Below are 25,907 nucleotides of genomic sequence, written 5' to 3'. Positions count from 1 at the left end.
GCCCTCGCTCGATAATCGAGGCAAAACGGCCACGTTGTCGCGATGATGTCGCATCGCCGGTTTCTGGGCAACGCCATATTATGAGGTTGTCGGCAACGCTCCCTCGAGTGCTTCCTTGAGGCGCTTTTCCTGTTCTAGAGACAAGGACGTTTTCAGGACCCTGCCGCGCAGGTCAGGGAAATCGGCCATGACCCTATCCCACTGGATTTTGCGCAGGAGAACGAACAAGGCGGACGAGTTCTCCGGGATGGTTTCGCCAAGAGACACGATGAACTTGTCATCGATGCCGTAATCGGCGAGCGAGCCCGACAAAGCTCCGGCGCCTGCCCCTACAGCGCCACCAAGCGCCATGCCGGCAAGCGGATTGAGGAAAATAAGCCCTACCAGTCCGCCCCAGATCGCTCCGGAAAGCAGCCCCGATCCAGCGCCCATGGCGGGCAGGTTATACTTCTGCTTGAGATGAACCTTGCCCTGTTCATCCCTGACGACAATCACGGCGTCCTCAAGATCGACGAGATATTCCTTCTGAAGCTGATTGAGCTTCAAAAGAACAGCATCCGCCTCTCCTACCGTATCAAATCCAATAACAACCAGTTCTGACACAACCGTGCTCCTTTCCTCGACAAGCCTGAAATGAAGACATCACATGGATCAGCGACGCCATCTCACCGTGCGAACATTGGTAATTCTGCCGTCTCTGGCCCGAACCGTTACATCGTAAGTTCTACGAGACCGATCAGCCCGATACACAAAATGACTCCCGCGGCAATCGAGTGCGCGAACATTGCGAAAACCGCGCATTCTCAGCAATCGGACACCTTCGGAACACCGTATCCTGTGTCCGTTGTTGATCCGCACGCCCACGGTAACCGAATAGCTCTGGCTGAAAGCCGGAACCGTCTCGGCAACGGTTCCAATCGTAAAAATGGCAGTGAATGCAAGAATAGCCCCGATCGAATGCAGCTTCATGTCCCCTCCAAAGTAACAAAGAACCACAACTCACAAGCCGAACCTGTTCGCCGGTTTCATGATTGGCGACAGGCATAAAAAGTCCCGAAGCGGATGAACAGGTTCGGGAAAATGTCATGAAAACAAACTTTTGGAGCGCCTATCTGATACAATCAGATCGAGAGACGCTCCAGATATCCAATGCATAGATGCGGCACAGCCGTATCAGGACCGCAAGTCTCTATTCCAAAACCGGCTCCCGCTTGCGGGAGACATGCTCTAGCGGCAACGTGCTTCGTAAATACGGCCGTGCTGATCGCGATAGCGGCAGTACTGAACGCCATTACGGGTCTGTGCGACGCCTACGAGCGTACCTGCGGCCGCACCGATGGCTGCGCCGGTGAGAGCGCCACGCGTGTCACCTCCAATGGCAGCTCCGGCAAGCCCGCCAATCGCGGCACCGCCAACACCATAGCCGGCTGTTCTTCTTTCGTCGGTTGTGCACCCGCTCGCAGTGGCGCCAATTACGGCCATCGTCAAGACGCTGTACAGGATCATTCTCATAGAAATATCCTTCCCATTTTGATTATGCCCATTCCCAGATATTACATAGGCTGCATCTTGAAAGGTCAAGGCACCCGCTTGAGACCCGATTACTGGTTCTTCCATCGTAAAGCTTTCAACGTTATTCGCGGGAAAAGCCGAATATTTCGGCAAACCAGCTGGTAGCGGAATATTGCGCGCAGAAAGTCAGGGCGACGATTGTGATCGGCACGCCGATAAAGGCTCCGAAGACACCCCAGAGCGAGCCCCAGGCGAATACGGAAAAGAGCGTTGCAAACGGTGACAGGGAAATTGTCTTTCCCGTCAATCGAGGCTCGATCACGCTTCCGATGACAGATTGTATGATGTTCAAACCGACAAAGACCGCGAGCACCCATTGCCAGCTGGCAAAGTGTGTGAAGGCAAACGCTGTAATAAAAAGCGTGGCGACCAGCGGTCCGAGGAAAGGGATGAAGTTCAGAATGAACGCGACAAATCCCCAGGTTTCGGCAAATGGCAAACCGATCAAACGGGTCAAAAGCCAGACAAACGAACCAGTCGCAAGGCTCATCAAAGCCCTAAGCAGCATATAAAACCGGATTTTTGTAGCGGCTGACTGGCTGGCACGCAGGAATGAATTTGCAGCCTCCTGATTTTTCAGCTGCTTGATCCGCGCGCGAAACTCATCGGTTTCGGCAAGCCCCAACAAGACATAGACCAGAGCCACGAGCCAGAAACTGAATGTATTGTTGAGGCGGCTTCCTATCGATTGAAGCATCCGCAAAGTCCAGCTTACGCTGAAATTCTCCGACCACAGTACTGAAGCCGCAATACCATGCCCCTCGAGCCAGATTTTAAGCTGCTCATAGAGGAGCTGATACCGAACTGCATCGATCAATATGCGGCGACCGACCTGCCCGACTGTCCACGCGAGCAGCCAGCCAAAACCGAGCAGAAGGAAAACCACCAGAAGAAAAGTGATCACCAACGCAAGATAGCGCGACATGAGCGATGAAAGTCCGCGCTGGACCGGCCAGACGAGCATAATGATAAACAATGCAAAAACGACCGGTGCAAATACCGCGCCGCCGTAATGGAGCAATGCAATCAGGACGCATCCTGCAATCAGGATCAGGGTTGCATTGCCAGCCTTCAGCATAAAACCTCCCCATCCCCAGCCAAGAAATCAACTCATGATTTCAGGGTATTCTTGTGAATTTGACCGTCTTTCATGACAACCGCCAGCGTCTGTTCCGGCTTTTCAAGCACGTGAATATCATCGAGCGGATTTTCGTTCAGAACCAGAAGATCGGCGAAAGCGCCCGGTTCTACGAGGCCGAGCTTGCCGGGATATGGATTGCGCAGATTGGAAAGGGCGAGCAATTCCGCATTGACCGATGTAGCCGCACGAAGCACTTCCGCATTTGAATACCACTGGCTCAAATGGGTCAGCATGAAATTCTGGCGCGGGGTCAATGCGGGTGAAAACAGAACGTCTGAACCCCAGGCGGTCTTTATCCCGTATTTGCGCGCGAATTCGTAAATCCTTGGCGTGCCTGCGAAAAGCTGCTGAATCCGTTCGGCGCCTAGCCCTGTCTGTGACGCAGCATCCTCCATTGTCAGGAAAGGCTGCATGCTCAACCAGACATTCTTTTCCGCAAACATGCGCGCGGTTTCCTCATCCATCAGATGCGCATGTTCAACACATGCAACACCAGCCCTGATAGACCGCTGGACTGTATTCGACGCATAGGCATGGACCGTGACATAGGTGTTCCAGTCCTTTGCCACATCGACCGCCGCACGAATTTCGTCCTCACTGAATGTCGACATGTCGAGCGGACTGCGCGGCGAGGACACACCGCCGCCTGCGACGATCTTGATCTGGGACGCGCCCTGCAACAGCTGCTCGCGCACACGAAGCTTCAAGCTGCCTGCATCATCGACGATTGCTGAAGCCCCCATCAATTCACCAGTGCTGAGTTTGCCTCCGTCGCGCGGAATTTCCGTTGGCAGCCTCAGATCACCATGACCGCCGGTCGTCGTTATCATCGCACCTGCGGGAAAGATGCGCGGGCCGGAGATGATCCCCGTATCAATCGCGCGCTTGAACGAGAAAGTCGGCCCGCCCATATCGCGCACCGTCGTAAAGCCGCGCAGAAGCGTGCGTTCTGCTTCTGCCGTAGACGCTGCGAAAATTATCCCCAGATCTCCCTCCAGAAGCACCGGCAGCGGCACCGCCGCATAAACGGCGTGCCAGTGCGCGTCGATCAGGCCCGGCATCAGCACGCGGTCGCCGCAGTCGATAACCGTCGCGCCTTCGGGCGGAGCACTGTTTGTCGTATCGACAGCCGCGATGCGATTGCCCTCGACCAGAACCTGCACACCGGATTTCAGAGTGTCCGCCTTGCCGTCGAAAAGCCGCGCCCGCGTCAGGAGAATTTTAGGAGACTGTGCAAAAGAGCGATCCGCGATCATCGTTGCCGCTGCTGTCGCCGCCGCTCCTGCAAGAAAATGTCTTCGCGATAATCGGTCCAGACGCCGGGAAACCTGCTGCAACATGGGGTTGGAACAACCGCAGCTGTCACCGTGAATGAAATGCTGATATTTTCCACCCAGTCTAAACATGGCAACTCCCGATTGAATCAGTTATTCAAACCAACTATTCGACTATCTTGAAGTAATATACGTCGATAAACCTTCCCCTGACGTCGTTTTCGACACGACCCCGAATTTCAATTTTGTTCTTGGTGTTTATTTCTCTTCCGCGCCAGACTTCTCTTTCGATCCGAACTCTCGTTCGTCCAGTGCGATCCTGAAAAACATACTGAGCCCTCCTGACATTGCTTTTGATCGAACCGGTGAGCACCACACGGGTTCCGACCGGCGTCCGGGTAATGGCATCAGCCGTTATTGTATTTCGGGCTCTGAAAGCATCGAGAAATTGTGCACGGGAAACATCAATAGAGCCCAGAGAGAAAAGGCCCAGCATCAACGCAAACTGAATCATATACTGCTTTATCGAGGTCATGGATTTTCACCTCCTCATAGCAATGATTGAATTTCTTCTTCCGTATCAAATAAACTGCTGTCGATGATTAGCTGTATTAGGGGAAGACACAAGACATATTCCCCATGAAATTTCAAAATCGCAAGTACCGGACAGGTAACACCCCAATTTTGGGCACTTGTCACATCAGGCTCAGAGCAACCCGTTGCGCAACTTAAAGCGCCGGAAACCGCCGACATTGACGCTACGGCCCCGATTGAGCAACTCGCGCATGATGGGCTCGCGCTGCTGAGCAGGCATATAGTCCAGAATGCGTGCGCAATCATGTTCGAAAAGAAGACCGCGAAGAAGCAGATCACGCTTGATCAGCGGACTATCCATCGTTCTGTGAAACAGCCCAAAACCATAGTGAACCTGACTGCCATTCATGACGATCCCCATCATGTGATTGACCAGGACCTCTCGCCTCACCTGTTCGCCGACAAGCCTGCCCCGGTCGTCAGCGGGCGATGTGTCAACACGTCCCTTCATCGCCTTTGAATATTGGCTGATGGTTGGCGTCAGGTTCATCTCATCGATAGCCGCAGGCTTTGCGTTCCGCTTACCGGAGCGTTTGGAAAGCATTTTACCGGTATAGATCGCGCCAGCCAGAAGCGGCTCAAGTTCATAGCTGCGAAAAGCGCCATTTGGCAGATAGCGAAGATTGGATACGATATCCGGCATCGCCATTTTGTCGAGTTTGAGAGCCAGCTTGTCAGTGGAGTACAGCACATCGATGTTGTAACCGCAGCGCACGAAGCATTCTGACAGAGCCACCTCACCCTTTCTGATGGCATGAGGTCTGATATCGTATGGGCGATATCGCGACCAGAAACGCCGCACCGCAGCATCGTTGAATACTTTGCCGGAAACGCTGAAGGCATAGCTGCCAACGTGGTGGATGAATTCGTGATTTTCGTTCGTGCCGACGACATCATACGCACTATCGGCAAGCGATGCGATCATGTTTCGAAGGCCAGCACCGGGAACATACATGATGCTGTCGTTGAAATAGAGCAGTCGCCGGAGTTGCAGCCCTTCAGTACCAAGAAGCAATGTAGCTGCGCGATAGGCGCCAAAATCGCGGCCGATATTCTGGCGGACGAGAACGCGTTGGGCCACGGCTTTGATTGCGTCATGCTCCGGTTGCGACAGTCTGCCATTGCAAACAACAATGGGATTGATGTTCTGATGACGCAGTTCATTCAGGAGATGCAGAAAATCGGGCGTAACGCCAAACTTGTTATACTTGACGACGATTGCATAGAGATCGCCGTTCGGCTGGCGTGTTGTTTCATCCGATAGAAATCGCGGCGTTCTTTCCATGAAAATATGCGGCGCCTGAACAAGCTTGGCGCTACGTATATAAGCGCGCACAGCCAACCAGTTCATTGCTTTTCCAATGCGCATTCCTGCCCCCCCGGCTCAATTTCTTTGTGAATAACACTGGGCCTCGCTAAAATAAATGGCTCGGATGCGATATTCAGAGAAGATATAATAAAGGGGGCAGGCTATTCATGGATTTCCGGGAGCTGATCAGAAATGAAGTGGGAAAAAACTCTCGCGGCATAGAAATAGGTGCATCTTATGCTCCGATTTTACCAAAGAGAGACGGCTTCAGGACGCTCGTCATAGACCATACCGACACGCAATCCTTGCGTCTCAAGTATAATAGTATGGGTGTCGACACTTCCAGGCTGGAAACCGTCGATGCAATTGACGATGGCGGCGAGTTCAGCGAGCTGGATCTGACCGGGGATGGGTTTGACTTCATCGTTGCCAGCCATGTTTTCGAGCATCTGACAGACCCCATTCATTTCCTTCAGCGTTGTGAGCGTGCGCTCAAGCCCGGCGGCAAGGTTTATCTTCTCGTGCCGGACCGACGTTATACTTTTGATTATCTGCGTCCGAGCACCACAGCAGGTCATATGCTGGCTGCCTACCTCGCGGAACAAAAGAGACATGGAACAGCTGTCCTCTTCGATCACCATGCCTCCAATGCAACACGCGGCGGCATACAGGTCTGGATGGAAGGGCATAAGGGCGATTTCGCTTTTGCCGGCACACCATCGTCCGGCTACGCGAGCGCGACGAGCAAGAATGACGAATACGTCGACTGCCACGCCTGGGTTTTCACACCCTCAAGTTTCCGTCTCGCCATGCAGGATTTGTACAATGCTGGCGTTCTGGGTCTCAAGGAAGAGCTGTTTCACCCAAGTTTCGGCTGCGAATTCTATGTGGTGATGAGCCGCAATCCATCTGTAACGACGCAGCCGGACAGGCTTACCCTTGCACTGAATGCGATCAAGGAAGCAGGCCCGGAGGAACCTTCGTCGGCAGCGGCAACTCCCCCGCAAATTGACATTGCGCCAGGCTATGAAAGCGCAGCACCTTCGGCACAGAATGCCATGGACATATTCAAGGGTGGCTGGGTATCGGCCTTTCCTTCAGAGACAGGCCTGCGGGCGGGCACCAATGCCCTGTTTGCGGACCCGAGAATCCTCTGGCTCACCGCACAGTTGAAGGATTGGTTCAAAGGAAAAGACGTCCTCGAGCTGGGGCCCCTGGAAGGTGCCCATACTGCAACCTTGCTTTCAGAAGGTGCTGCATCCGTTACGGCTATTGAGGCAAAACGGGATTCTTATCTTCGCTGTCTGGTAACGAAAGAAGTTCTGCAACTGCACGGCGCATCTTTCCAGCTGGGTAATTTCCTCCCCTATCTGGAAAGAGACGAAACGCAATGGCCGCTGATCGTCGCCAGCGGCGTGCTGTATCACATGTCGGACCCGATCCGTACGCTCGAGCTTCTTTCCAGCCGTACTGATCGGCTATATCTCTGGACGCATGTTGTCGATCCGGATGCCATGCGTCCCGGTGATCCGCGCCTGGATGCCCTCGGCGATCCGGAATTGCGCGACTGGAATGGACGACTGATCAAGCTCCACAAGCGGCCCTATCTGGAACAAAAGGAAAAGACCTTTTGCGGCGGCATGGAGGCGGAACCACGCTGGATCAACCGGGAAGATTTGCTCTGGCTTCTGGCCCAGCTCGGCTTTGACGAGATTATTACCGCGCACGATAAGCCCGATGCCGAACATGGACCATCTCTGTCCATCCTGGCTTCGCGCTCCAAAGCGTCTGCTTAGACTGAGCTCTAACACTTTTTTTAACACGCATCTTTGTCTGAAAATCGCATCACATCGGGTAAAGATCATCGCCGAGAGAGGAAAGTGAAACAGGCCAGTCAAGGTTCGTTTCGCCTGTCTTCCTGAAAAAGACCGCTGACATCAAGGCCCCGGTATAGAACTCGCCGAAGCTTGTCGCCAAATTGTGGACTTTCGCCACGATATAGGCGTCACAACCATCAACGGCTTTGATTATTTCAAAGCCCGTTGCGCGATTGAGCAGCGCTTTCCATGAATGGCGCGAGAAGCGGAAGTAATCGCAAGGCTCCTCATGCAGCGGCCAGGTCTGTGGTGCGAGTATGATGCCAATCGCTCCCGGCTTCATCACCCGGTTCATTTCGATGACTGCTTTCCACGGCATCAGCAGGTGTTCAAACACCGCAAATGACATGACGGCGTCGAATTGATTTCTGGGCAGAAAACTGCTCGCTTCGTGGGCATCGCCGACGACGTCGACATTTTCGCCTTCCAGAATATCAAAACCGGTATATTCCCAGGCGGCAGGCAGACGTTCGCACCACATGGCGCCAGTTCGATTGCGAGAGCCAATTTCGAGCATATGCCCGTTTGAGCACTGATGAATCTCATCGAAGAAACGGTTGACCAGCACCAGAACAGGGTCATGCGGATCCGCTGCGGAAAGCGGCTGTTCCAATCTGGACCCATCAGCCAAGCAAACTTCTATCGTTGCATCCAGCATTTGAGCTGTTTCGAGGCCGGTAAAGATGCGCTCATTGAAACGACATGCTGCCGCCAAGCGCCCATAGACACGGCTCAGGTCCGGGCTTGGCAGGCTGTGCTGTGAGATTACCAGTTCACGCCCGTCCGGCAGTTTGAGATTCAAACCAAGCACTTTGCTGTTTGCCGCGATGACAAATCCGGAAATATGTACAGCGCCCTGGAAACAGGAATTTCGCTCCACGACACAAAGAGGTGCAGCACCAGTATTCTTTGGGCGCAGGTGAAATACTGGATCGAGCGTCATGATGAATGCAGCCGCCCGACTGATACAGACCCGTTATTGAGCATAGTCACGTGTCCCCCGAGCGATTCCCCACACCAGATTGCTGTGGCGCCAGCAGTTTTGTCAATCGATCAATATTAGCCAACATCAACAGACCCGCCCCACACAAAACCTTCGGCCCATTCATGGATAGCCGCCGCCGACAATATGACGGCAGATTTAGGCATGGTGCCTGCCAAGACGGCATTTTACCGGATGAAGTGCGGCGGGAGATGTGACAGCCTCGACGGTCAAGCGGGAACAGAGCAAGACGCAGGACGAAAAAGAAAGTGGGCAAGTCGCAATCATATGTTCGACTGATTGCACCTGATCACTCACGGAGGTTCTGGACCTGCACTGGCTGTTCGTAGGCAGGATCATCGAAAGGTGACGGGGACGACAAATAATGCGGGGGCGGAACTGAAAACGTTGGAACTGGCTCGAAGTGAGCAAAACTATATGTGCGAATTGCGCAGGGAACTTCATAAATACCCTGAGCTTTCCCTGAATGAGCGACGCACTTCTGCACGTATCAGGGCAGAACTTGATGCAATAGGCGTCCCCTATATTTTAGTCGGCGAATTTGGGATTGTGGCAACAATTGCCGGATCGCAAAGCGAACGGGTTATCGCCTTGCGCGCTGACATGGATGCTTTGCCAATCGAAGAAGACAATCCTCACCTGGAGTACAGGTCCGGCACGGCTCGCGTCATGCATGCCTGCGGCCATGATGGACATGTCGCCATGCTGCTGGGCGCGGCGCGTATTCTCGTGAAATCTCGCGACCAGCTCCATGGAACAGTCAAGCTATGCTTTCAACAAGCCGAAGAAGTTGGCGAGGGAACAGAAGACATTCTGAAAGAACTCGCAAGGCACCCCGTTGAAAGCGTATTGGGGATTCATCTCTGGTCGGAGCTGGAGACCGGCAAAATCTCCATTGAATCAGGCCCTCGAATGGCTGCCGGACAATCAATCGATCTGACGATCCATGGGGTGGGCACGCACGGCGCTTACCCCAACAGAGGTATCGACCCCATCATCGCAACTGCAGCGATCATTATGAATTGCGCTGCACTCGTCAGCCGTGAATTCGATCCTACGGAGCCCGTCGCGCTGACTTTTGGAAGTATCAGCGGCGGCAATGCAGATAACGTCATTCCGGATAGGGTCAGCGTCTCTGGCACGATGCGGGCGACGCGCTCTGAGACAATGAATTATCTCGAAGAAGCGCTGAAGCGGACAGTAACAAGCACGGCCGATGCCTATCGCACCCGAGCAGAAATCAGATTCAGCGGCGGTGTTTCAGCAGTCACCAATGATCCGGCATGCAGCAACATTGCCCGTCGCGCCATTCAGTCTCTCGGTCTGGAAAAAGACTGCACGAGTTTCAACACGGTAATGGCCTCAGAAAACTTTGCCGATTTCCTTAAAGTCTATCCCGGTGTCTTTGCATTCATCGGCGTACGAAACGAAGAGATCGACGCTGTCTATCCCCACCACCATCCGAAATTCAATATCGATGAAGATGTTCTTTTCAGGGGCGCAGCCCTGTATGCACAATATTCTATCGAATACTTTCAACCGGGCAATTTAAAAAACAACAAATAGTATTCTTTCGAAGACCTATTTCAATTTCAAAAAAAATGGGAGGAAACCATGAAATATTTGAAAACAGCGGCGCTCACACCATCAATAATCGCGATGGCGCTCTCTTTAGGAGCGGGCATTGCCCATGGCGAAGCGCCTTTGAAGCTCATCATTGGTACTGAGGGTGCCAATCCGCCGATGAATTATCAATTGGCAGATGGAACGCTTGCCGGTTTCGAGGTTGAAATCGCCAAGGCGCTCTGCGATCAGATGAAGGCGCAATGTGAAATTGTCGCTCAGGATTGGGATGGTGCTATCCCTGCTATCCAATCCGGAAAGTTTGATGCGTTTATCGCTTCCATGTCGATAACCGAGGAACGCAAGAAGCAGGTTGATTTCTCCAATAAGTACTTCAACCCTCCTCCGGGAATGGTGGCATTGAAGGATTCTGACATCAAGGGCGTCACCAAGGACGACCTTGCTGGCAAGACTGTCGGTGTGCAAGGCTCAACGACCCATGCGAACTATGCAGAGGCTTACTTTACAGACAGCACAGTAAAAGCCTATCCGACCTCTCAGGAATTCAAGCTAGACCTGGTGAACGGTCGTCTTGATGCCATTAATGATGACAGCGTGTCGCTGGCAGAGTGGCTCAAAACATCCGAGGGCGCATGCTGCAAGATGATCGGCACCTATCCGCCGGTGGCACAATATCATGGCGCCGGTGTTGGAGCTGCTATCAAAAAAGGACGCCCGGAACTGGTTTCAAAGTTCAACGAAGCGATCAAGGAAATCCGGATCAATGGAAAATATAAGGAAATCAACGATAAGTACTTTGATTTCGATGCTTTCGGATATGACGGCTAGTTCAGCTTCGGTGGTGGGAGACGCACCATCAAGTCTGACTTGAGCGCGGATATCTGCATGCTTACAAGACCGTGTGCGAGGCTCGCGCTGACATCGGCCGGTATCTGAACTTTTACAATAGCCGATGCCCACATTCATCGCCTGACCGGCAGACGCCGGATCAGGCTTACTTCAATGCACTGACACCAATGATGGCGGCGGCATAATCGGGGCGGAAATCCACTTAGCGAAACGCCCGAAACTGTTCAGACAAACCGAGCCACTTCTGTGCGGAAAATTGTTGGCGATAATCTTACCTGGATACGAAAAGAAAAAGGCCTGACACAGGAACAAGTGGCGGAGGGTTCGGGCTTCAGCCAGCAGTATTTGAGTAGCCTTGAACGGGGACAGCGCAACCCAACAATTATAACGATATACGAGCTGTCATTGGCGCTTGAAACAACCTATTTCAGCCTAATTTTGCCGGAGGATACCCGGGGCAGGTAATCTCGTCGAAGGTCTATATTCTTCCCCTGAACGCAGCTTCGGTAACCTCAAAGCTGCCGAACCGCTTTGCGCCCTCATATCGGTCATTGGATTGAACTTCACGAAGTCCTGAAAGGTGGCGGTCCGCTTACAATTTCGTTTTGTAAGCAAGTACAGTTTTTAGTTTTTGTAACAGTCCATCACAGTCGAAGAAGCGTCTACTGAGGGGCAAGGAGGGGCCGGCCATCTACCCATTCCAGTCGTTGAAGGCCGAAGATTGCCGATTGGCAATTATATAATGAGGATGGCAGTGCGAGGTGGAAGCCATTCATTCTGTGAACTAAACTAGTTGCGTCCCGCGCGTTTCGACACAATGCAAAGTCGAGAAAATTGTCGAATAATTCTATTGAGCCATGGTGGTCAGCGATAAAAGCGGCGCATTGACTCCTCTTAAAAACTGGCTATAACCATAAATGCAGACTGAAGATTTAAGACCATCTGCAAGGATGGTCTTATTGCGTCTGGAATCCGGATAAGTCCTCTTGCAGATGTCTTAACGACGTTGGGAGGACGCCGTAATGCACGGAAGCAAGATAGCCCTGAGGGGCGTGCCGGATATTATTTCTTACATTGATGCGAATGACGGTATTCGAGGTCGCGCCGGTATCATCTGGTGGCTTGCCCTCGGCGGCCTGTTTCTTGATGCCTTCGCCAATTCGGCGCTGAGCGCAGGGCTTGGGCCTATGACACGGGATCTGGGGCTGGATGCGGCGCAGGTTGCGCTTATGACGTCTTTCGCCTCGTGGGTATCGATCGCATTCAATCCAATCGGCGGCTGGATCGCCGACCGCTGGGGCCGTATGCGCCCGCTGATCTTCGCAAAGCTCATTGCGCTCATCGGTGCAGTGCTGGTGATGACGGCCCACTCCTATGAAGTCATCCTCATGGGGCGTTTCTTCGTGGGCGCTGCCTACGGTATCGATTTTGCTATCGCCATGGCCGTACTTGCCGAGTTTACGCCTGCGCGCCTGCGCAGCCGCCTCAATACGTGGCAGGGCATCTGGTACACCGCCGTTTGTACAAACGTGCTTCTGGCCATGCTGTTCTACAGCTGGGACGTGGGTGACTCGATCTGGCGCTATTCTGTTGCCGCAACGGGTGTGTTCGCCTTCGCCATCATGATTCTTCAGGCGGTATTCATGGTTGAAAGCCCGATCTGGCTCGCCCGCAAGGAGCGGCTGGAGGACGCTGCCCGTGCGATGACCCGCATCTATCACCGCGATTTTGTTGCCGCCCTGCCTGAAGACCGTTTGCCGGTTCTCAACCAGGCCCGTCGCGGCATCGCCAATGTTGCCCTGATTTTCCGTGGCATCTATCTGCCGCGCACGATTCTTGCTGCAACCGTCCAGATCGGACAGTCGATCCAGTATTTTGCCGTGGGCTGGTATCTGCCGCTTATCAGTGCGGCGCTGTTCGGCAAGGACTTCCTCTACGCCATGATGGGCACGCTGGTGTTCAACGTGTTTGGCATCATCGGTGGCTTCTCTTCGCCAGTCATCGGACGCGTACTCGGCTTGCGCAAGGCTTCCGCCATCGGCTTCGGTGCAGTCTTTGTCATGCTGCTGATCATGGGCCTGTTCCATGACACCATGCCGACCTGGCTTGCGGTGATCGTGCCGTCGCTGTTCATCCTGTTCCATTCCGGCGGTCCCGGTGCGAACGGCAAGAGCCTGTCGTCACTCTCGTTCCGCAGCGAACTGCGTGCTGGCGCCAACGGTGTCATCGGTGCGCTCGGTGCCATGGGTGCGGCTCTTGGCCTGCTGGTCTTTCCGATCTTCCGAGAGACCTACGGTCTCGGCACGACATTCCTGATCCTATCGGTCGTTCCACTGATTGCCTGCATCATCTGCTCGATCATTCAGTGGGATCCGACACGCACCAAGATCAGCCCGGATGACGAGCCGAATGCGCCGCAGTTCGAAGGTGACCGGTAATAACGGAGGATAATGTGAACGGACGCAGACAGGCCATTCTGGCAATCGATGAAGGAACGTCCGGAACCAGGGCCGCGCTTGTCGCGGCCGACGGTTCGGTCTCCGCCGTCAATTACACGACGCTTACCGTATCTTCGCCGCGTCATAACGTGGTGGAACAGGACGCCGATGTTCTTTTGCAAAAGACCATCGAAGTATGCGGCAAGACGTTTGCCGCAGCGCGGGATGTGGGCGTAGAGATCGCCGCAATGGCAATTGCCACGCAACGCGCAACCGGTGTTCTCTGGGATACGGAAACCGGCCGCGCGCTGGTTCCGGCCATGGTGTGGCAGGATTCGCGCTATGCCGAAGAGCTGAAGCCGCTCGGCGCCATATGGGACACGAAACTCGTGTCGCTTGCCGGGCGTCCGGTTGGCGGACGAGCGATCTATCTGTGGGCGGCGCGCCATATGCAGGAAACACCTGCTGTGCGCGAGGCGTGGAAAGCGAAAAGACTTGCCTTTGGCACGGTCGACAGCTGGCTGCTGTGGAACCTGTCCGAAGAACGCAAAGCCGTCACGACGCCGACCAATGCGACCTCTGCCGGTGCCTATATTCTTGGTGAACATCGCTATTTCACCGATTGGGTGGAAGCGCAGGATTTTCCGCTGGAACTGTTGCCCGAGCTGAAACAGGACGCCGATGATTTCGGTTTTACGCGGCAGGACATTCTGGGTATCCGCGTGCCGATCAAGGCGTCCTGCGGTGATCAGCTCGGCGGCCTGGTCGGCCTTGGCTGTCACGATGCGGGTCAGGCCATGTGCGTGCATGGCACGGGAAGCTTCGTCGATCTGGTGATTGGAAAGCAGACGCCGAAAAATCCCGGCCTCTACGAGGCAACTTTCACCATGACGGCCTGGCGGAGCGAGAACCTCTCGCATTTCGCGGTCGAGACCTATGCCGCCACAACCGGCTCGGCGCTCAACTGGCTCTGCAATGAAATGCGCTGGTTCGAGAATGCCAGGGAAATCAGCGAACTGGCTGCGACAGTACCGTCTTCCAACGGCCTTTTCTTCATGCCGACCCTGACGGGATTGCGCCAGCCGAACATCGTACCGGATGGCCGGGCATCGCTGACCGGGCTTTCGATGGCCCACAGCCGGGCGCATCTTGCTCATGCCATTCTGGAGGGCATTGCCCATTCGGTTGTTTCCTGCGCAGAGGCAAGCTCTGAAGTGGCTGGCGTTCCGGTGCGGGAAGTGGTGGCAGGCGGGGGGCTTTCGTCCAGCGATACGCTGCTTCAGCTGCAGGCTGATCTCAGCGGTGCTCCTGTGCGGCGCATGGCGGATCAGGATCGCGCGAGCCTGCGGGGCACCGCGTTTCTGGCAGGCAGCGACGGATTGCTCTGGAGTGACCTTGCGGAAGCGCGCGCCACGCTGCCCGAAGGCAATCTCTTCATCCCCAAGACCAGCGAAGCGGAAAGACAAGACCGTAGAGCGCGATGGCACTCCCTCACGGATGAGGAAGTCGCACGCGTTCAGTCGGGTCACTATCATTAAACAGGAGTTGAAATGCTGAATCTGCGCTCCCGGCGCGCGGACAAGGATCGCGCCCGGATGATCCGCACCGAGCCGCTGAGGTTGAACCGGTCGGAACAGGAAGACCGTCTTGCCACTGAAACTTACGACATTCTGATCGTTGGCGGTGGGGTGACCGGTGCTTACTGCGCCTTTGACGCAAGTCTGCGCGGCTTTCGTGTTGCGCTGGTCGAGAAGGATGATTTTGCATCCGGTACGTCGTCCAAATCCTCCAAGATGGTGCATGGTGGCCTGCGCTATATCGAGCAGGGCAATCTCGGTCTGGTGCGTCACTCGCTGCTGGAGCGTCAGCGCCTGCGCCGCAATGCCAGCCATCTGGTGCAGCGCCTGCCTTTCCTGTTCCCCATTCTGGAACGGGATGGCGTGTTCGATTCCCGCTTCGCCAAGGCATTCGAAGGCCTGCTCTGGACATATGATCTGGCCGGCGGCTGGCGCGAGGGCATCCTGCATCAGAAGCTGACTGCGGCGGAAGTGCTGGCGCATTGCCCGACCTTCAAGGACGAATATCTGCGTGGCGGCCTCATGTATTTTGATGCCCGCGTCGATGATGCGCGCCTGACACTGGCGCTTGCCCGTTCCGCCGGCTTTTATGGGGCCACGGTCCTCAACCATTCGAAGGTAGCAGAGATTACCCGTAGCTCGGGTCGGGTCGACGGCGCTATTGTTCAGACTGTCGAGGGTAAGGAAATCCAGGTGCGCGCCAAGACCGTCATCATGGCGACAGGCGTGTGGCTGCGCGACTGGATGGGACTCGGCAAGGACGGCGAAAAGCCGTTGCATGTGCGTCCGGCCAAAGGTGTTCACGTCGCGATCCCCTGGTTGAAAATTCGCAACGACTGCACCGTGACGGTGCCCGTGCCTGGCCGCAGCCGTCGCGCGACCATCACGCGCTGGGGCAACGTCTCCTATCTTGGCACGACCGATGAGGACTATCAGGGCGATCTCGATGATGTGCATTGCACGCGTCGCGAGCTCGATTTTCTGATCGAGGGCGCGTGCAGCGCGCTCAATATCGACCTGACGCCGGATGATGTCGTCGGCAGCATTGCCGGGTGCCGTCCGCTGGTAGCCGCTTCGTCTGGTGGTAGCACCATGGACGTCAAACGCGATCATTCCGTGCATGTTGCACCAGACGGCCTCGTCACAATTGTGGGGGGCAAGCTGACGACTTCGCGTCATATGGCCGAACAGACGGTGGATGCTGCTGCAAAAGTTTTGGGTGATCGTCGCCGCTGCACCACGAAGAAGGCGTTTCTGCTGGGTGCAGCCGGTTATGACGCACCGGCAATCGTGGCTTCCGGTGGCATGGAGGCGCATCTGGGCGAACGCTACGGCACGGAATCGCGCTTCGTCAGCGATCTGATGGCTGCTCGTCCTGAGCTTGCCGAACCGGTGGTGGAGGGCCTGCCCTATACTGGCGGAGAAGTCGTCTACGCTGCCCGGCATGAACTTGCCCGGACCATCGATGACGTGCTGTCGCGTCGTATGCGTGCCCGCCTGATGGCGCGCGATGCCTCCGCCCGTGCCGCCGCAAAGGTTGGCGCCTTGCTGGGTGAAGAGCTTGGTCTTCCCCAGGCCGAAATCGACCGTCAGGTCGCCGCCTATGTGGCCGCGACCGAAAAAGAAAAATCCATTCTCACAGGAGCGAACTGAACATGATCAGCAAGGAAGCCATCAAGCGCGGTTACAATCGCGGAAATTATGTCGTTGGTGCCCCGACCCAGCCGCATTATGCCGGCAGCATCAACGAAATCGGAACCAAGGCCGATCTGGCTCAGGACGCCGTTTCAGTGGACGCCGCCCTTGTCGCGAAGCTGCAGGGCGTTGCAGACGAAGTTCTAACCGCGCGCGAAGATCTCGTTGTGAATACCCGCGACTGGTGGGCGCGCACGATGGTCGCGGAAACGGGCGGAAAGCCCGCAACGGTTGATGGCGTGTTCGTTCGCGTTTCGACGGTGGAGCAGGTTCAGGCTGTCATGCGCCTTGCGCACGAAGCCAAGGTTCCGGTCACTGTTTCTGCAGGTCGCTCCAACGTTACGGGCGCAGCGCTGCCGCTGCGCGGCGGCATCGTGCTCGATGTCTGCAATCTCAACCGTTTTGTCAGCTTCGATGCCGACAGCCAAATCGTTGAAGTTGAAGCTGGTATGTTCGGCGATATTTTCGAGGAAATGATCCAGCGTGACTTTGGCATGACCATGGGGCATTGGCCGTCCTCGTTCGGTATTAGCACTGTGGGTGGCTGGATAGCCTGCCGCGGCGCGGGCCAGCTTTCGACGCGCTACGGCAAGATTGAGGACATGGTCTACGGCATGGAAGTCGTGCTGGCCGATGGTTCGTTGGTGACGGTTGGAAACTATGCCCGCGCGGCAATCGGACCTGATCTGCAACAGATCTTTATCGGTTCGGAAGGTACGCTCGGCATCATCGTGAAGGCGCGCCTGAAACTGCATCGCCTGCCGGACTACGCTCGCGCCATTGCCTATGGGTTCAAGAGCTTTGCCATCGGTCTGGAAGCCTGCCGCCGCATCATGCAGGGCAGTGCCAATCCGGCAGCGCTGCGTCTTTACGACGAGCTGGAAAGCGGCGTGCAGTTCGGCCTGCCGGAAAGCAACGTGCTGCTGATCGCCGATGAAGGCGCGAAGGAAATGGTTGATGCCGTGATGGCGATCAGCGAAAAGGTTTGCGCCGAACTCGGTGACAAGCTCGATGGCGATACGATCTTCGAAAAGTGGCTCGACACACGTTATCTGACCGGCAAGAGCGCCGAGGGCTTCAAGCGCAGCCCAGGCTTTGTTGCGGATACGCTGGAAATGACCGGCTGCTGGCGCGATCTGCCTGCGATCTATGATGAGGTGGTCGCTGCCATCAATGCAGTGCCGGGTACGCTGGCCGGTTCGGCGCACCAGTCACATGCCTATGTCGATGGCGCCTGCCTTTATTTCTCGCTGCGTGGCGACGTGGAAGTGGAAAAGCGCGCTGAATGGTATCGTGCTGCATGGGATGCTGCCAATGCGGTTCTAATCAAGTATGGTGCAGCATTGAGCCATCACCACGGCGTGGGATGGCTCCGTGCGCCTTACATGAAGGACGCTCTCGGATCGGCATTTCCGCTGCTGGAAACGGTGAAGAAGGCGCTCGACCCCGACAACCTGCTTAACCCCGGCAAGCTCGGACTTTCGCTCGACATGCCAAGAGACGGAAAATGACGGAATGACTTTGGACAGAACGATCGGTGAGCGGCTTTTACGGGCGCCAGTCATGGCAACGCTCTACGGCGTGGACAATCTTCAGGCGTTTCTGGACAGCAAGGCGGAAGTGGGCATCGTTGCCAATATCGCCTTGCGCCATGTGGCCGAAGTGCTGAACGCGCTCAAGAAAAGCAACAAGCTGATCGTTCTGAACATCGACAGTTGCGAAGGCCTGTCGCAGGACAAGGGGGCCATCGAGTTTCTTGCCGAGATTGGCATTTCGGTGCTGCTGTCGACGCGCGTTCCAACAATTCAGAAGGCTGCGCAATGCGGCCTTCTGACCATGCAGAAGGTATTTGTGACCGACCGCTCCACCTGGCCCCGCAGCCTCAAGGCAATCTCGCAAAGCGCACCCAATCTGGTGCAGATCATGCCATCGCCGATGCTTGGATATCTGTCTGCAGAAGACAAGCGCCGCCTGCCACCCGTCGTGGCTTCTGGCTTTATCTGCAATGAGGCCGATGTTGCTACGGCAATGAAGCAGGGTGCCATTGCCGTTTCGTCAAGCAATAAGTCGCTTTGGGATTACAAGCGATAACCGGCGCTTGAAGGCTGTTTTCAACATTCGCACCTGACACGCAGATCGGGAATTCTGGCGTGACTACCAAGGAAAGAGGAAGCTCATCTGCGTGCAATAGCCCGCGACGCCACGAAGCAAATAAGGCTGCTGGTCAACGCTTTCGAGCAGGAGAAAGCTCAAGGACGGGCCGGTCAGATCGCCAACCGGCTTAAGTACTCCGATCTCGTTATCCTTGACGAACTTGGATACCTGCCATTTAGCGCATCAGGCGGCGCATTGCTATTCCACCTGCTGAGCAAACTCTACGAGCGGACCAGCATCATTATCACCACTAATCTGAGCTCCAGCGAATGGGTTAGCGTCTTCGGCGATGCCAAGATGACTACCGCGCTGCTCGTTCGCCTAACGCATCATTGCCACATCCTAGAAACCGGAAACGACAGCTTCCGATTCAAGAACAACTCAGCGCATGAACGCAAAGGAGAAAAGTAGGAACTTGACCACCACTATCGACCCGAAACATAACTAACAGGCGGGTCAATTCTCGGCGCAAATGCCAGGTCAATTCTCAGGGCAAATCAACAGCGTGTACTCTAAATCGCGGCAGAGACCACAATCTCGATACGCATATCGGGGTCGGCCATGAATACTTGCCCGCAGCATCGCGTCGGCGGGTTAGCTGTATCTATCCAACTGTCCCAAACCTGATTCATCGCCGCGAAATCCGACATGTCTTTCAGCCAAATCTGTGCGGTAAGTAGGCGAGATTTGTCGGTACCGGCACGTGCCAAAAGATCGTCAATCTTGGCGAGTGTTTCTATCGTTTGCTGGGTAATGTCCCCAGCAGAATCGGAAAATTGGCCCGATAGGAAACACATACCATTGTATTTTACGAGACGACTGCGGCGGTGATTTATGTCAAGTCTTTCAATCTGCATTTGGTTGCCTTCAGGGTTCAAGATGTCAAAATATTTCACTTCATGCATTTATGAAGCAGGCGAAAACTATATTGCGTGGCCAAGGCAATCGCGCAGTTCATCGATGATCTTGGGAAGCCAATCTTCCGTCATCATCTCAAGCGGTGCTGTGAATGAAATCGCAGCATTCAGCTCATAGGGATTTGTGGCGCGCACCGGCAAACCGAGCCCGCCTTCCCCGGGCAGATAATATGCCATGTTGACAGCGAAACTCCGCCGTCGCGCGTCCTCAATTTGGGATATGACAACAGCCTTATCGACATATTGAACCGAAGGATGACTAAGATAGCGTGGTGCATTTGCCTCAAGTAGTGCGAGACAGTCGGCTTCAGGCATGATGGACATGAGGGCAATGCTTCCGGCTGCGACACCCATCGGCACGCGCCCGCCAACCCCCATCGTAAACTGGCGATCTGGAAATCGCGAAACCATCTCGGCGCAAACGGCGTCAACGCCTGCCTGTACCATCATGTAAACGGTGTGTCCGCTTCGTCGCGCAAACTCGGTCATTCCAGGTCGGAATTTCGAAATCAGGGGTTCGAGACGGGCCTGCCCCCTCGCAAGCATTGGGATAGCAGGCCCAAGCCGGTAAAAGCCATGCTTGCCAGCCGGTTCGGCGAAGCCCTTTTGAAGAAGCGAAACGAGGCTACGATGCACGGCTGGTTTTGCTTCGCCAATGCGTTCAGCAATCTCTGCTAGAGCCAAGCCATCAGCGCCCGCTTCCCCCAGAACTATTAGAATATCAAGTGCGCGTACTGCATTGCTTGATGCGTTCGTAGTCACGTCTAACTCCAAAATTCTAATTATTAGAATATTTCATAAAATTCATTCCAATAAAAGGAATATGTTGACTTCTGTCACATTTTTCGCTGTCATTCAACCACGGCGTTAAGTCTTTGAACCGAGGGAGGAGCGTTCAAAGATTGCTGTCTTTACACCTGATTTCAGGTTGCTGACGCACGTCCCTGTCATGCTCCCCCATCATCTGTTTGAGGCGAGGACAACAGCATGGTGTCGTTCCTGATCAAACGAATGGGCTTCGCGCTCTTCACGCTGTTCAGCGTGTTGACGTTAGTCTTCGTAATCGTTCGTGTTCTGCCGGGCGATCCGGCTCTTGTGATTCTTGGCGATCAAGCCAGCCCCGCAAGTATCGCTGCACTGCATCACAAGCTTGGTCTGGATCAGCCGATCATTGTCCAGTACGGGAGCTTCATGCTGGGTGTACTCCAGGGTAATCTTGGGACATCCATGATAACCGGCCGCTCGATTACGGCCGAGATCATGAACGTCCTGCCCTATACGATGGAGTTGACAATCGCGTCGCTCATACTGGGGGTACTGTTGGGTGTTCCCGCAGGTGTTTGGGCAGCAGTGAAACGAAATAAGCCGGCTGATCTGTTGCTGCGCCTTGTTTCCCTGTTGGGTCTTTCGCTTCCAGCGTTTGTTGCAGCGATCATTTTGCTCATGATTTTTGCAATCCAGTTGCGCTGGTTTCCTGTGATTAGTTCAGGTGGCGGCGATGGATTGCTGGACCGCTTGAGGCAAATGGCACTGCCAACCATTTCGCTGGCACTGATCATGATGGCGTATATTACACGTGTCACCCGCTCGGCCATGCTCGAAGTTTTGAACCAGGACTTCGTGCGCACGGCGAAGGCCAAAGGCGCTTCACATCACGCAGTTGTTTGGCGTCATGCGCTTGGTAACTGCACGATCCCAATTACGACGGTTGTGGGGCTCTATCTCGGTATTCTGATCGGTAATTCCGTTCTGACCGAAATCGTCTTCTCTCGCCCAGGTCTTGGTAAGCTAATTCTCAACGCCTTGACCCAGCGTGACTATACCCTGCTGCAGGGGATGATCGTCATTTATACGCTTATGGTTGTTGCGGTGAACATGCTGACCGACCTGACCTATGGTTTCCTCGATCCGAGGGTTCAGTACAAATGACATCCATCACCACCAATTCATCTGCCGCGCCGCGCGTGCAGTCTCGATGGGAATTTCTACGTCGATTGAATTTCTCTACCTGGTTGGGTGTAGCGATTGTTCTGACGCTTATTCTGTGCGCAGCCTTTGCTCCGATCTTGGCGCCATATGATCCGAATGAACAGAACATCATCGTTTACCTGTCGCCGCCAAGTGCAGAAAATCTGCTGGGCACGGACCAGTTCGGTCGTGATGTTCTTTCGCGATTACTCTATGGAGCCCGTTATTCGCTAACCATCGGATTTCTGGCCATTCTGGTCGCGCTGATAATTGGCTCGTTTCTGGGCATGATTGCTGGTTATGTGGGGCGTTAGACCGACATCATTGTGATGCAGATCATGGATGTCGTACTGGCATTTCCATCATTGATTCTTGGTTTGGCACTCGTCGCCCTTATGGGGGCCACGCTGACGAATATTGTCATTGCTATCGCATTCACCGCTATACCGGCCTTTGCGCGAATTGCCCGCGCAGGTGTTCTGACACAGCGCGACCGCGAATATGTTCAGGCCTGTCACGCGATGGGCTTTTCCCACACGCGCATTCTGTTCGGCCATATTCTGCCTGCCATTCTGCCGGAGATCCTGGTCATGGCATCACTTTGGATGGCCACTGCAGTTCGCACCGAGGCGTCGCTCGCATTCATTGGGTTAGGGCTGGCCCCACCGACGCCGACTTGGGGTGGCATGGTTCGCGAAGGCTTCGACAATATTCTGAGCTCCTTCCATCTGGCTCTTTATCCGAGCCTTGCAATTCTGGTGCTCGTTCTCGCTCTCAACCTGATCGGCGACGGTCTGCGTGACGCAATCGATCCACGACTGAAGGATGCCAGCTAATGACTGTCCAGCCTGCGATCATTGTTCGTGATCTCAAGATTTCATTCGCCAGAAAGCCGGTTGTCCATGGGATCAGTTTCCAGATCGAGCCTGGCAAGACACTGGCTCTGGTGGGAGAGTCCGGCTCTGGCAAGAGCGTTACTTCTCTGGCGATCATGCGTCTTCTGCCTGATCGCATCGCAAAGGCTGAGGGCGCTGTAATGCTTGGCCAACAAGACTTGCTAAAACTGCCTGAAGCGGACATGCGAGGCGTGCGAGGCGGCAAGGTCAGCATGATCTTTCAGGAGCCGATGACCTCTCTTAACCCGGTACAGACTGTTGGAGCACAGCTTGCCGAAGTTCTGAGAATTCACAAGAAACTCAAGGGGAAAAAACTGCAGGAAGCGGTTCTGGAGCTTTTGCGCAAGGTGCGCATTCCCGATCCGGAGCAGCGCGTCAATCAGTATCCACATACGTTTTCTGGCGGAATGCGACAGCGTGTGATGATTGCGATGGCACTGGCATGCGATCCTGATCTCATCATTGCTGATGAGCCTACAACCGCGCTTGATGTGACTGTGCAGGCTCAGACGCTTCAACTGCTGAAGGAGTTGCAACAGGAAACTGGAACGGCGGTTCTATTTATAACGCATGACATGGGCGTTGTTGCCGAAGTTGCTGATGACGTTCTGGTCATGCGCCATGGGCGCGTCATTGAGCACGGCTCGGTGATGGAAATTTTCAGCAATCCTAAAGATGCCTATACGCGCAGCCTTATCGAAGCAGCCCCGAGTTTGGTCGGCAAGTTGCAGGCCAAAACGATTCCGGCCAGACCTGTCGACAGTCCCTTGATGGCGAATGCTGCAACGCCGGTTCTCGAAGTGAGCGACCTTTCGGTAAGATTTCCGGTCCACGGTGGCCTATTTGGCCGTGCCAGAGGCGCAGTGCATGCGGTCGAAGATGTGTCGTTCAGCATTGGCAAAGGTGAGACACTTGGACTGGTTGGCGAGTCCGGTTCAGGAAAATCCACCATTGGTAAGGCGATTATCAATCTCGCACCCGTGCACAACGGCAAGATCACCGTTGGTGGGGAGACGATCGACTATCTGGATCGCAAAAGCCTGTCGTCATTGAAACGGCAAGTACAGATGATCTTCCAAGATCCCTTTGGTTCTCTTGATGCACGTCAAACCATTGGCTCGGCAATCATGGAACCAATGAAAGTTCATGGTTTGGAGACTGGTGTAGCCGCACAACAGAAGATGGAATGGTTGATGGAGCGTGTTGGATTGGATCCCAATCGCGCATCCAGTCTGCCGCATGAATTTTCTGGCGGACAGCGCCAGCGTATCTGTATTGCGCGTGCTCTCGCAATGGCTCCACGGCTGATCATCGCAGATGAAGCGGTGTCGGCGCTTGATGTCGCCATCAAGGGTCAAATTATTGATCTGATGATTGATCTTCAGAAGGAATTTGACATTTCGTATCTGTTCATCAGCCACGATATGTCCGCAGTCGAGCGCATCTGCGACCGCGTTGCGGTGATGTATTTCGGTGAAATCGTGGAAATCGGACCACGTGACGACGTGATCGGACGACCGGGGCACGAATATACGCAACGGTTACTTTCGGCGATCCCGATAACACATCCCGACCAACGGGGAACAAGGCGGCGAGCTGCCGATGCCGGTCCACCCAGAAGTCCGCTCAAACCCCTCGGTTACAGCGCACCAGCGGCACGCTGGAGCATGGCTGCGGACGGTCATTTCATTCGTATGGCGAGCTAGATTGGAGTCCTTCGGAAATGCATGCCCTAACTCAACTTGCTGAATTTGTGTCTGGCCACCCCAAAGGCGCGTTGCCATCGGAAACGCGCGAAGCCATCTCGCTGCTGCTGCTCGACTTGATGGGCGCAACCGCAGCAGGCCTTCATTCACGCCTGGCTGCTTCGGCGAGGCAAGCAGCATCCGATGTCTACGGTTCAGGCGTAGCTCAGGTCTGGCTCACGGATTTGAAGCTGAGCGTTGTGGGCGCTGCCATGGCCAATAGTGCGGCGGCCAGTGCGCTCGATATTGATGATGGCCATCGTGGAGCGGCAGGCCATGCGGGGGCTGGCGTCATTCCTGCAGCACTTGCTGTCGGCCAATCCATCAATGCATCGGATGCGGAGATGCTGGATGCCATTGCACTGGGCTATGACGTCGCTCTGCGTGTTGCCACATCACGCCCCACCAACACCATCGAGACTTATGCCAGTGGCAGGTGGGTCAGCTATGGTGCGGCTGCAGCTGCCGGACGCTTGCTCGGTCTTGACGCTGAAGAAATGGCACATGCGCTGGCGATTGCAGGCTCTGAAGGCCCTATCGTTTTCCCGACGGGCTCCTCCAAGTTTCAGGGCAGCACGGTAAAAGAAGGAATCCCACCTGCTGTCGTTGCCGGTATCACCGGGGCTTATCGCGCAAGGGCGGGAGCAACCGGACCGTTAGACCTGCTCAACAATGAAGATCGCTATGATCGCAAAATCTTGCTGGGGCAGCTTGGCGAGGTGTGGGAGCTGCAGAAGTGTTATCTCAAGCCTTATGCATGCTGCCGTTATATGCATGCTGCCATCGATGCTATCCTGAAAATGCGTCAGGATGGGCGTCATATTCACAGGCTCCGCATCGAAACCTTCCCGCAGGGGCTTCGTCTCGCCAATGAGCGCACCCCAAGCACGTTGGAGGGCGGCCAGTATAGTTTCTATTTCAGCTGCGCGCTTGCGGCGCTGCGTGGGCAGGAGGCGCTTCAGCCCGTCGATCCCGACAGTCTAAAAGACATAGAGGTCCTCGGCCTTGCGAACCGGATCGAACTTGAAACGTCGATCGATTTTGCCACGGCGTTTCCAGTTCGCACGCCAGCGCGTGTTCTGATCGATCAAGGCGACGGTGAAAAAGAGCTGGTTATCGACCACCCGCTTGGCGATGTGGCGAACCCGATGAGCTGGGATCAGGTCGCTCACAAGTTCAAGAATATCGGGCGTGTCAGTCTGAGTACCCAAAGTCAGGACAGCATTATTTCCGCGATCAGCCAACTGAACGAAGCAGGCTTCACCCCACTGCTCAGTGCGCTCAGCAAATCTCAAGACAATAATCTGCAATAAG

At 54.9% G+C, this 25,907-nt stretch carries 21 protein-coding genes and 3 pseudogenes; 15 read left to right on the top strand and 9 right to left on the bottom strand.

The genetic code is table 11. The annotated features are described in order from the left end of the window. Positions 1 to 78: 78 nt before the first annotated feature. From OHI65_RS14140 to OHI65_RS14115, 6 genes are all read right to left on the bottom strand, one after another. Positions 79 to 603 (bottom strand): DUF1269 domain-containing protein, encoded by a 525-nt coding sequence (locus OHI65_RS14140; protein ID WP_010661149.1) that lies wholly within the window; start codon positions 601 to 603, stop codon positions 79 to 81. Positions 604 to 1,227: 624 nt separating this feature from the next. After that, positions 1,228 to 1,512: a glycine zipper 2TM domain-containing protein gene (locus OHI65_RS14135; RefSeq protein WP_012092279.1), complete on the bottom strand. Its 285-nt coding sequence runs from the start codon at positions 1,510 to 1,512 to the stop codon at positions 1,228 to 1,230. Between the two features lie 121 nt (positions 1,513 to 1,633). After that, positions 1,634 to 2,650 (bottom strand): AI-2E family transporter, encoded by a 1,017-nt coding sequence (locus OHI65_RS14130; protein ID WP_012092280.1) that lies wholly within the window; start codon positions 2,648 to 2,650, stop codon positions 1,634 to 1,636. A gap of 32 nt (positions 2,651 to 2,682) precedes the next feature. Then, the gene (locus OHI65_RS14125) at positions 2,683 to 4,119 is read right to left on the bottom strand and encodes a metal-dependent hydrolase family protein (RefSeq protein ID WP_125334312.1); all 1,437 of its coding nucleotides are present in this window, start codon (positions 4,117 to 4,119) and stop codon (positions 2,683 to 2,685) included. A gap of 34 nt (positions 4,120 to 4,153) precedes the next feature. Beyond that, entirely contained in the window at positions 4,154 to 4,522 is a 369-nt protein-coding gene (locus tag OHI65_RS14120) for a YgiW/YdeI family stress tolerance OB fold protein (protein ID WP_040129385.1), read from the bottom strand. A 171-nt stretch (positions 4,523 to 4,693) separates the two neighbouring features. Further along, positions 4,694 to 5,932: a rhamnan synthesis F family protein gene (locus OHI65_RS14115; RefSeq protein WP_264359071.1), complete on the bottom strand. Its 1,239-nt coding sequence runs from the start codon at positions 5,930 to 5,932 to the stop codon at positions 4,694 to 4,696. A gap of 125 nt (positions 5,933 to 6,057) precedes the next feature. Between OHI65_RS14115 and OHI65_RS14110 the strand changes: the two genes are divergently transcribed. Next, complete coding sequence (locus OHI65_RS14110; protein ID WP_264359070.1) at positions 6,058 to 7,686, top strand: class I SAM-dependent methyltransferase; 1,629 nt, start codon at positions 6,058 to 6,060, stop codon at positions 7,684 to 7,686. A 49-nt stretch (positions 7,687 to 7,735) separates the two neighbouring features. Here OHI65_RS14110 and OHI65_RS14105 read toward each other — a convergent pair whose 3' ends face one another. After that, positions 7,736 to 8,710: a class I SAM-dependent methyltransferase gene (locus tag OHI65_RS14105; protein ID WP_264359069.1), complete on the bottom strand. Its 975-nt coding sequence runs from the start codon at positions 8,708 to 8,710 to the stop codon at positions 7,736 to 7,738. 405 nt (positions 8,711 to 9,115) lie between these two features. Here OHI65_RS14105 and OHI65_RS14100 point away from each other — a divergent pair, with 405 nt between their 5' ends. The 10 genes and pseudogenes from OHI65_RS14100 to OHI65_RS14055 form a co-directional block, all read left to right on the top strand. After that, positions 9,116 to 10,336, top strand: coding sequence for a M20 metallopeptidase family protein (locus OHI65_RS14100; RefSeq protein ID WP_264359068.1), 1,221 nt, complete (start codon positions 9,116 to 9,118; stop codon positions 10,334 to 10,336). 48 nt (positions 10,337 to 10,384) lie between these two features. Continuing rightward, positions 10,385 to 11,182: a transporter substrate-binding domain-containing protein gene (locus OHI65_RS14095; RefSeq protein WP_264359067.1), complete on the top strand. Its 798-nt coding sequence runs from the start codon at positions 10,385 to 10,387 to the stop codon at positions 11,180 to 11,182. Positions 11,183 to 11,223: 41 nt separating this feature from the next. Further along, positions 11,224 to 11,388: pseudogene (locus tag OHI65_RS14090) on the top strand (IS3 family transposase); the annotation flags it as partial. A 61-nt stretch (positions 11,389 to 11,449) separates the two neighbouring features. Beyond that, positions 11,450 to 11,668: a helix-turn-helix transcriptional regulator gene (locus OHI65_RS14085; RefSeq protein WP_151609787.1), complete on the top strand. Its 219-nt coding sequence runs from the start codon at positions 11,450 to 11,452 to the stop codon at positions 11,666 to 11,668. 557 nt (positions 11,669 to 12,225) lie between these two features. Further along, complete coding sequence (locus OHI65_RS14080; protein ID WP_012092289.1) at positions 12,226 to 13,641, top strand: MFS transporter; 1,416 nt, start codon at positions 12,226 to 12,228, stop codon at positions 13,639 to 13,641. A gap of 14 nt (positions 13,642 to 13,655) precedes the next feature. Beyond that, positions 13,656 to 15,179, top strand: a complete 1,524-nt coding sequence (locus tag OHI65_RS14075; protein WP_264359066.1) for an FGGY-family carbohydrate kinase — start codon at positions 13,656 to 13,658, stop codon at positions 15,177 to 15,179. A gap of 12 nt (positions 15,180 to 15,191) precedes the next feature. Next, positions 15,192 to 16,871, top strand: a complete 1,680-nt coding sequence (locus tag OHI65_RS14070; RefSeq protein ID WP_264359065.1) for a glycerol-3-phosphate dehydrogenase/oxidase — start codon at positions 15,192 to 15,194, stop codon at positions 16,869 to 16,871. Between the two features lie 2 nt (positions 16,872 to 16,873). Then, positions 16,874 to 18,424, top strand: a complete 1,551-nt coding sequence (locus OHI65_RS14065; RefSeq protein WP_264359064.1) for an FAD-binding oxidoreductase — start codon at positions 16,874 to 16,876, stop codon at positions 18,422 to 18,424. 4 nt (positions 18,425 to 18,428) lie between these two features. Then, a complete protein-coding gene (locus tag OHI65_RS14060) occupies positions 18,429 to 19,004 on the top strand; it encodes a glycerol-3-phosphate responsive antiterminator (RefSeq protein WP_012092293.1) in 576 nt (191 codons plus the stop codon). Between the two features lie 129 nt (positions 19,005 to 19,133). After that, positions 19,134 to 19,478 (top strand): annotated as a pseudogene (locus OHI65_RS14055) (ATP-binding protein); the annotation flags it as partial. 101 nt (positions 19,479 to 19,579) lie between these two features. Here the strand turns inward: OHI65_RS14055 and OHI65_RS14050 are convergent. After that, positions 19,580 to 19,972, bottom strand: coding sequence for a RidA family protein (locus tag OHI65_RS14050; RefSeq protein ID WP_235915769.1), 393 nt, complete (start codon positions 19,970 to 19,972; stop codon positions 19,580 to 19,582). 18 nt (positions 19,973 to 19,990) lie between these two features. After that, the gene (locus OHI65_RS14045) at positions 19,991 to 20,746 is read right to left on the bottom strand and encodes an IclR family transcriptional regulator (RefSeq protein ID WP_151689741.1); all 756 of its coding nucleotides are present in this window, start codon (positions 20,744 to 20,746) and stop codon (positions 19,991 to 19,993) included. 225 nt (positions 20,747 to 20,971) lie between these two features. On the opposite strand from OHI65_RS14045, the gene OHI65_RS14040 reads away from it, so the two are divergent. The 4 genes and pseudogenes from OHI65_RS14040 to OHI65_RS14020 all read left to right on the top strand — a co-directional run bounded on the left by OHI65_RS14040 (position 20,972) and on the right by OHI65_RS14020 (position 25,906). Continuing rightward, positions 20,972 to 21,913: an ABC transporter permease gene (locus OHI65_RS14040; RefSeq protein ID WP_012092301.1), complete on the top strand. Its 942-nt coding sequence runs from the start codon at positions 20,972 to 20,974 to the stop codon at positions 21,911 to 21,913. Beyond that, positions 21,910 to 22,788 (top strand): annotated as a pseudogene (locus OHI65_RS23070) (ABC transporter permease). Before OHI65_RS14040 ends, OHI65_RS23070 begins: the two are co-directional and overlap by 4 nt. Continuing rightward, positions 22,788 to 24,554 carry an ABC transporter ATP-binding protein gene (locus tag OHI65_RS14025; RefSeq protein WP_264359061.1) on the top strand — a complete coding sequence of 589 codons (1,767 nt, stop codon included), beginning with the start codon at positions 22,788 to 22,790 and terminating at the stop codon, positions 24,552 to 24,554. The pseudogene OHI65_RS23070 and the gene OHI65_RS14025 overlap by 1 nt, the downstream one beginning before the upstream one ends. 17 nt (positions 24,555 to 24,571) lie before the next feature. Then, positions 24,572 to 25,906: an MmgE/PrpD family protein gene (locus OHI65_RS14020; protein WP_151689739.1), complete on the top strand. Its 1,335-nt coding sequence runs from the start codon at positions 24,572 to 24,574 to the stop codon at positions 25,904 to 25,906. Position 25,907 lies beyond the last annotated feature (1 nt).

Origin of the sequence: Brucella sp. MAB-22, assembly GCF_025908475.1 — a bacterium.
Classification (GTDB): Bacteria; Pseudomonadota; Alphaproteobacteria; order Rhizobiales; family Rhizobiaceae; genus Brucella; species Brucella anthropi.
This window is presented reverse-complemented; position numbering and strand designations above follow the sequence as displayed.

Excerpts from the sequence above, each read along its gene's own strand:
- OHI65_RS14135 (WP_012092279.1), bottom strand. The coding sequence starts at position 1,512 with ATGAGAATGATCCTGTACAGCGTCTTGACGATGGCCGTAATTGGCGCC.
- OHI65_RS14130 (WP_012092280.1), bottom strand. The coding sequence starts at position 2,650 with ATGCTGAAGGCTGGCAATGCAACCCTGATCCTGATTGCAGGATGCGTC.
- OHI65_RS14125 (WP_125334312.1), bottom strand. The coding sequence starts at position 4,119 with ATGTTTAGACTGGGTGGAAAATATCAGCATTTCATTCACGGTGACAGC.
- OHI65_RS14120 (WP_040129385.1), bottom strand. The coding sequence starts at position 4,522 with ATGACCTCGATAAAGCAGTATATGATTCAGTTTGCGTTGATGCTGGGC.
- OHI65_RS14115 (WP_264359071.1), bottom strand. The coding sequence starts at position 5,932 with ATGAACTGGTTGGCTGTGCGCGCTTATATACGTAGCGCCAAGCTTGTT.
- OHI65_RS14110 (WP_264359070.1), top strand. The coding sequence starts at position 6,058 with ATGGATTTCCGGGAGCTGATCAGAAATGAAGTGGGAAAAAACTCTCGC.
- OHI65_RS14105 (WP_264359069.1), bottom strand. The coding sequence starts at position 8,710 with ATGACGCTCGATCCAGTATTTCACCTGCGCCCAAAGAATACTGGTGCT.
- OHI65_RS14095 (WP_264359067.1), top strand. The coding sequence starts at position 10,385 with ATGAAATATTTGAAAACAGCGGCGCTCACACCATCAATAATCGCGATG.
- OHI65_RS14080 (WP_012092289.1), top strand. The coding sequence starts at position 12,226 with ATGCACGGAAGCAAGATAGCCCTGAGGGGCGTGCCGGATATTATTTCT.
- OHI65_RS14070 (WP_264359065.1), top strand. The coding sequence starts at position 15,192 with ATGCTGAATCTGCGCTCCCGGCGCGCGGACAAGGATCGCGCCCGGATG.
- OHI65_RS14065 (WP_264359064.1), top strand. The coding sequence starts at position 16,874 with ATGATCAGCAAGGAAGCCATCAAGCGCGGTTACAATCGCGGAAATTAT.
- OHI65_RS14060 (WP_012092293.1), top strand. The coding sequence starts at position 18,429 with ATGACTTTGGACAGAACGATCGGTGAGCGGCTTTTACGGGCGCCAGTC.
- OHI65_RS14050 (WP_235915769.1), bottom strand. The coding sequence starts at position 19,972 with ATGCATGAAGTGAAATATTTTGACATCTTGAACCCTGAAGGCAACCAA.
- OHI65_RS14040 (WP_012092301.1), top strand. The coding sequence starts at position 20,972 with ATGGTGTCGTTCCTGATCAAACGAATGGGCTTCGCGCTCTTCACGCTG.
- OHI65_RS14025 (WP_264359061.1), top strand. The coding sequence starts at position 22,788 with ATGACTGTCCAGCCTGCGATCATTGTTCGTGATCTCAAGATTTCATTC.
- OHI65_RS14020 (WP_151689739.1), top strand. The coding sequence starts at position 24,572 with ATGCATGCCCTAACTCAACTTGCTGAATTTGTGTCTGGCCACCCCAAA.